The 4,624-nt window shown below is 66.6% G+C and carries 7 protein-coding genes; 1 reads left to right on the plus strand and 6 read right to left on the minus strand.

What is annotated here, in order from left to right:
- The 3 genes from BN1056_RS07915 to BN1056_RS07925 form a co-directional block, all read right to left on the minus strand.
- On the minus strand, positions 1-186 hold a 186-nt coding region (locus BN1056_RS07915; RefSeq protein WP_210580241.1), incomplete at its 3' end, for a hypothetical protein.
- Between the two features lies 1 nt (position 187).
- A complete protein-coding gene (locus tag BN1056_RS07920) occupies positions 188-502 on the minus strand; it encodes a hypothetical protein (RefSeq protein ID WP_210580242.1) in 315 nt (104 codons plus the stop codon).
- Entirely contained in the window at positions 492-1,091 is a 600-nt protein-coding gene (locus BN1056_RS07925) for a DUF6668 family protein (protein WP_210580243.1), read from the minus strand. Before BN1056_RS07925 ends, BN1056_RS07920 begins: the two co-directional genes overlap by 11 nt.
- Positions 1,092-1,256: 165 nt before the next feature.
- Here BN1056_RS07925 and BN1056_RS07930 point away from each other — a divergent pair, with 165 nt between their 5' ends.
- Entirely contained in the window at positions 1,257-1,577 is a 321-nt protein-coding gene (locus tag BN1056_RS07930) for a hypothetical protein (RefSeq protein WP_210580244.1), read from the plus strand.
- Positions 1,578-1,648: 71 nt separating this feature from the next.
- Here BN1056_RS07930 and BN1056_RS07935 read toward each other — a convergent pair whose 3' ends face one another.
- Genes BN1056_RS07935 through BN1056_RS07945 form a run of 3 tightly spaced genes read right to left on the minus strand, consistent with a single transcriptional unit; the run spans position 1,649 to position 4,253 of the window.
- Positions 1,649-2,782, minus strand: coding sequence for a helix-turn-helix domain-containing protein (locus BN1056_RS07935; RefSeq protein ID WP_210580245.1), 1,134 nt, complete (start codon positions 2,780-2,782; stop codon positions 1,649-1,651).
- Positions 2,779-3,879: a helix-turn-helix domain-containing protein gene (locus BN1056_RS15085; RefSeq protein ID WP_210580246.1), complete on the minus strand. Its 1,101-nt coding sequence runs from the start codon at positions 3,877-3,879 to the stop codon at positions 2,779-2,781. The genes BN1056_RS07935 and BN1056_RS15085 overlap by 4 nt, the downstream gene beginning before the upstream one ends.
- Positions 3,876-4,253 carry a hypothetical protein gene (locus BN1056_RS07945; protein ID WP_210580247.1) on the minus strand — a complete coding sequence of 126 codons (378 nt, stop codon included), beginning with the start codon at positions 4,251-4,253 and terminating at the stop codon, positions 3,876-3,878. The genes BN1056_RS15085 and BN1056_RS07945 overlap by 4 nt, the downstream gene beginning before the upstream one ends.
- Between the last annotated feature and the right edge of the window lie 371 nt (positions 4,254-4,624).

Genomic DNA, 4,624 nt, shown 5'->3' on the forward strand with positions numbered 1-4,624 from the left:
CACATCACCGTCCACCGAGGCAGCAGAGGACTCCACAGAAGCGGCCGTAGCGGACTGACCAGCAGACAAATCGTCGCCACGGCTGCCGAGCAGCAGCCACACGCCACCCGCCACGAGCGCCGCCATCAGCACAGCCGCGGCGACGAAAGACCGCCGCGCAAACGGACTCTCTTCCTCTTCCCGCATGTCAGAACCCTCCTGTCACTAACGTCAGAATTCCGAGGACGGACGTCGCCCCGATCGCGCCACCGAACACCTTTATCAAATTTTTGACCAATTGCTCAGCACCGTTCCCCCCGCGGCCCATAGCGGAAAGGATCAAAGTGCCGAATACGGCGAGCAAAGAAATGCCCGCGACCACAATCGCCGTAAAAGTGCCTATGCCGAACACCGTGTTAATCGGAGCAATAACACCATCCGGCACCACGGGCGTGTCATCAAGCTCGGACAACTCATCCATCGGTAGAGCCGCCCACACCTGACATACGGTCTCATTCATCATTCTCGGATCCTCTCTGGGTCAGCGACGCGATCTGGCGCAGGGTGCGCCGTACGTCGCGGGGGGCCGCGTCGGCGGACGCCGGCACGGTGATACGCCACGCCCCAACCCATGGGACGTGGAAGCCGACAGGGAAGGCGCCAGAGGCGAGCTCCAGCGGTTCGCGCAGCGGTCGGGGCAGGCGGCCGGGTGCGTCCGCGACCCAGACGACGCCGACGAGCTCGACGCCCGCCAGACCGCCAGCCGCCCACTGAATCCCGACCTCACGCGCACGCTCAATACCGGAAGCATGAGTGCGAGCCACCACCAGAACACGCACAGTGCCCGAGACCGAGGTTGGCCAGGACGTGCCCGCGTCGCCAGCGCCCAGCAGATCCGCCAGCGTTGACGTGCCGGCACCGCCATGGGCGCCAACGACCCAAAGGCCACCGGGTTCCTGCACCGGGTGCGAGGAAAGACCGCCAACGGCTTCAACCTCAGCGCCCGGAGCCCACCGAGGCACCACAATGGCCTGATCCTCGCTGCCCTCGCTCCCCCGCTCCGGCTCAGCCAGCGCAGGAGGCGGCGCGTCAATCCACGGATTCACACTCACGTCCGGGCCTCCCTTCACCCCTCACGTGGCGCGTGCGCGCACCACGCCGTGCGCCACCCGCGCGCGGCGTGATTGATCCGGGATACCGTGAGCCGACAACACCAATCCCTGAGCAGGCCAGACGCTTTAGCGAGGAGGACAAGAGCAATGGACAGAACAAGAGCAATGGACAGACCGGAGATCATTCACCAGTACGTCGTCACCTACGACGGTCTCAATCCAGACGAGACCCGCCGAGCCCTGTTATTCGCCGACACCTACGACGGCGCCCGTGCCGAGTACATCGACTGGGCCATCGAGCACAACCTGCCCCTGGACAACGTGACCTTCTGGTATCAGCTCACAGCGATGGCACGGTCCAACTGGACCCCTGTAGGTGAGGACACCGACACCGACGAACTCATGGACGTCATCTGGAACGAGTTCCAGACCAAGACCGCACCCGAGGTCTTCGGCTCGCACCCAGGCAGCCCCTCAGAGATTTGAGCCTCGAAATCACCAGGGTGCAATTCCTGCACCCAGCACCACCCACCCGCCAAACTGTGTTTCAGCTCACGTCAGGCTGCCTGGCGTCCGAGCGCCTGTACAACAGCCCTGGCACGGGCGGCCCGCTCGTCGGCGTCGAGCATAACCACCGAGGCTGCGGCGCCCCGGCGGGATCCTACGAGCATGGTCATCCACGCCCGGGCCGCCTCCGGCGTGACGTCCAACTCCGCCAGGCGCGGGTCCTCCCCTGCCAGCGTGTGACGCCTCGACGGCGAACGCGTCGACAGCTCGGCGATGCGGAGTGTGCCCGCCCACGCCGTAGTCTCATCCATTCCCGCGTCCAGCAGCGACTCCACTAGGCCCAGCAGGGCCGGCCCGAAGTCGTCGTACCCCACCTGCTGCGTGTCCGCCCGCGCGTTTGGGGCGCCCACGGGCACCGCCTGCCCAAGGGCCGCGTCGGCGGCGACCATGTCGAGGTCTGCTGGGTCCGCCGCGCCGACGCTCACCCCATCCGGCAGCTGGCCGCCGTCCGACAGTGTCGCCGTGGATACGATCGCCGTTAGCTTCGCCCACGGCACGTCCGCCCCGGCAATAGCCAGCGCATGCTCGCGTAGCAGCTCCCAAGCGGTCGACAGGACGTCCACCCGCGCTTCTTCGCGGCTCAAACCGCCGAACCGGACCTTGCGGCGAATCGAAGCGGCGAACTGCACGCTGGCGGTCGCCTCCAATGTAGCGCCGAGCAGATCCGACGCCGGGCCACGCCACCTCTCGTTGACAGCAGCGATGATCGTCTCGCGGAGCCGCCGGTTGTCCTGCCGGTCGATCACATCCCCTTGCCCCAGAGATTCCGACGCCGACACCGTAGTACTGCCGGCAGCCTCAGTCTCGTCGGCCACTGGGTCTGTCAGCTCCGGCGATACGGCTTGCGAGACCACCTGCAGCCGGTACCACGTGGCGGCCTGGTGCCCGTCCCAGCGACGGCGTTCACGCGCCAGTACGCCAGCCCGCTCAAGCCCGGCCAGAGCACCGAAGACCGCCCGCCTTGAGCGGCCCGACGATGCCTGCAAGTGGGCTGTCGATGTGACCGCCACACCCCGCCAGTCGGCCAACCGCGCGAGCTCGCCGACAATCAGCGACTCGGTGGGCGTCAGCCCCACTAGGCGCCGAGCCCACACCGGCCACGACCAGCGCCCGGTCTCGCTCATGACGCCGCCTCCCGTGCCCGCTGGGCCACGAGCTCGTGCGCCGCCTGAGCCAGCTCCAACCTGGACGCATCCGGCATCTGGCTCCGGACTTGCCTCCACGCCGCCTCCCAGGCCGGATCACGCTCGGCCCGGGATGGCGTCGCCAACTGCTCCGACTTCCGCTGGCGCTCCGCCCAGAGCTCATCATCAGACCGCCGGACACCAGGCACCAATTGTGGATCGACGTTGCACCTCAGCCGGTACGCGACTAGCCCCGAGAGACGCCGCACGGGCTCCGTGATCGGCTGGTCCATCACCTGCCGAATCTCCGCCGGCTGCCAGCCAGCCTGCAGCCTCTCGTCGAGCAGCTTGGCCACTTGCCGGGCACCGACAGCGTCCATCGCCCGCATGTGCTCAGGCAGGCAGCTCGCAATCACTCGCTTAACCTCATCGGTCGTGCCACCCGTAGCTGGCGACGAGGCCGAGGGCGAAGCCCCGGCCCTCACCGCCGCGGCAGCATCCGGTCGATCATCGTCCCGACCTGACCCGACCCGAGCGGAGTCACCGGCGGCTGGTGAGGTCACCTTGGAGCTCTGGTCTGGTCTGGTGGTTCTATTGGTGGTTCCTCCTATATGCAACCGGCCACCTGTGGCCTGTTGCTGGCGGCCACTAGTGGCCTCTTGCGCAACCGGCCAATCTGGCCTCTTGCGCAACCGGCCAATCTGGCCGGTTGCCGGAATCTCAGGCGAAACCGGCTGCGACATCAAGTTATCCACAGGCCCCTCGTCAGCATCCTCCCCGCAACCGGCCAGATTGACCGGTTGCCGAGATTCCGCCGATTCCTTCACACGAGCACCAATGTGCAGCCGGTACCCATTGGACCGGCGCCCGTGGACCGACGACCTCGGCACGATCGTCAACAGCCCCAACTCATGCAGCGTGCGAATGTGACGCCTAACCGTTCGCTCGCCCATCTCGCACCGCTCGGCGATTACCGACTGTGACGGCCAGCAGTACCCCTCATCATCAGCCTGATCAGCCAGTGCTGCCAGCACCAGCTTCGGGTACGGTCCAGTACCCCGCAGTGACCACGCCCACGACGATGCCAACACGCTCATGAGGGAACCTCCTCATCAAGCTCAACCACGTAGACCACCTCAGCGCCGGGAGTGACCCAGTACCGGTGCACCTGTCCGTCGCCGTCGGTGGCCTGGGCCCAGCGCAGACACCCATCAGATCCATGCCACGTCAGCCCGGGAACGTCCAGATCAATCTCCGCACGCACTCGCCCATCGACACCATCACACCGAGCAGCCTCATCGCTTTCGCCCGGCAGAGCCTGATCCACAATCCGGCCCGTCCTCAGCAACTCGCCGTCCTCGACCCGATACGCCCACCCCGACTCAAGCTCCCCCGACTCGGGAGCCGCCGTCGCCGCGGGCACCGCTGCCAGAACAGACACAGCCAATCCACCCAGAATCGTCTTGATCATTGGAGTGCACCTTTCAGAGAAGATGACCGAACCCAGGCATGTCGCGGTACGGTCTCGGTAACAATCAGGGACAGGTGGGAGGACACCCCGCCGGGTGCCCTCCCACCCCGGCCCGCCGACGCACCACCGCCAGCAGGCCCGCAGGCCGAGGCAACCAGACGCCCCGCACCTACTGAGGACAGGCAGGACCGACCTGCCGCCCCCAAGACAGGAGCACCGCCGTGCACGCGCGCAAAACCCTTCACCTGACCGCGGCCGTAGCACTCGCCCTCGCGATCGCCGGATGCAGCACCAACACCACCAACCAATCGGCCACAGACCAGACGCCCGCTTCTGTGGAGTCCTCTGCTGCCTCGGTGGACGGTGATGTG

It is taken from the genome of Actinomyces succiniciruminis (assembly GCF_900002405.1).
Classification (GTDB): Bacteria; Actinomycetota; Actinomycetes; order Actinomycetales; family Actinomycetaceae; genus Actinomyces; species Actinomyces succiniciruminis.

Excerpts from the sequence above, each read along its gene's own strand:
- BN1056_RS07930 (WP_210580244.1), top strand. The coding sequence starts at position 1,257 with ATGGACAGACCGGAGATCATTCACCAGTACGTCGTCACCTACGACGGT.
- BN1056_RS15085 (WP_210580246.1), bottom strand. The coding sequence starts at position 3,879 with ATGAGCGTGTTGGCATCGTCGTGGGCGTGGTCACTGCGGGGTACTGGA.
- BN1056_RS07945 (WP_210580247.1), bottom strand. The coding sequence starts at position 4,253 with ATGATCAAGACGATTCTGGGTGGATTGGCTGTGTCTGTTCTGGCAGCG.
- BN1056_RS07920 (WP_210580242.1), bottom strand. The coding sequence starts at position 502 with ATGATGAATGAGACCGTATGTCAGGTGTGGGCGGCTCTACCGATGGAT.
- BN1056_RS07935 (WP_210580245.1), bottom strand. The coding sequence starts at position 2,782 with ATGAGCGAGACCGGGCGCTGGTCGTGGCCGGTGTGGGCTCGGCGCCTA.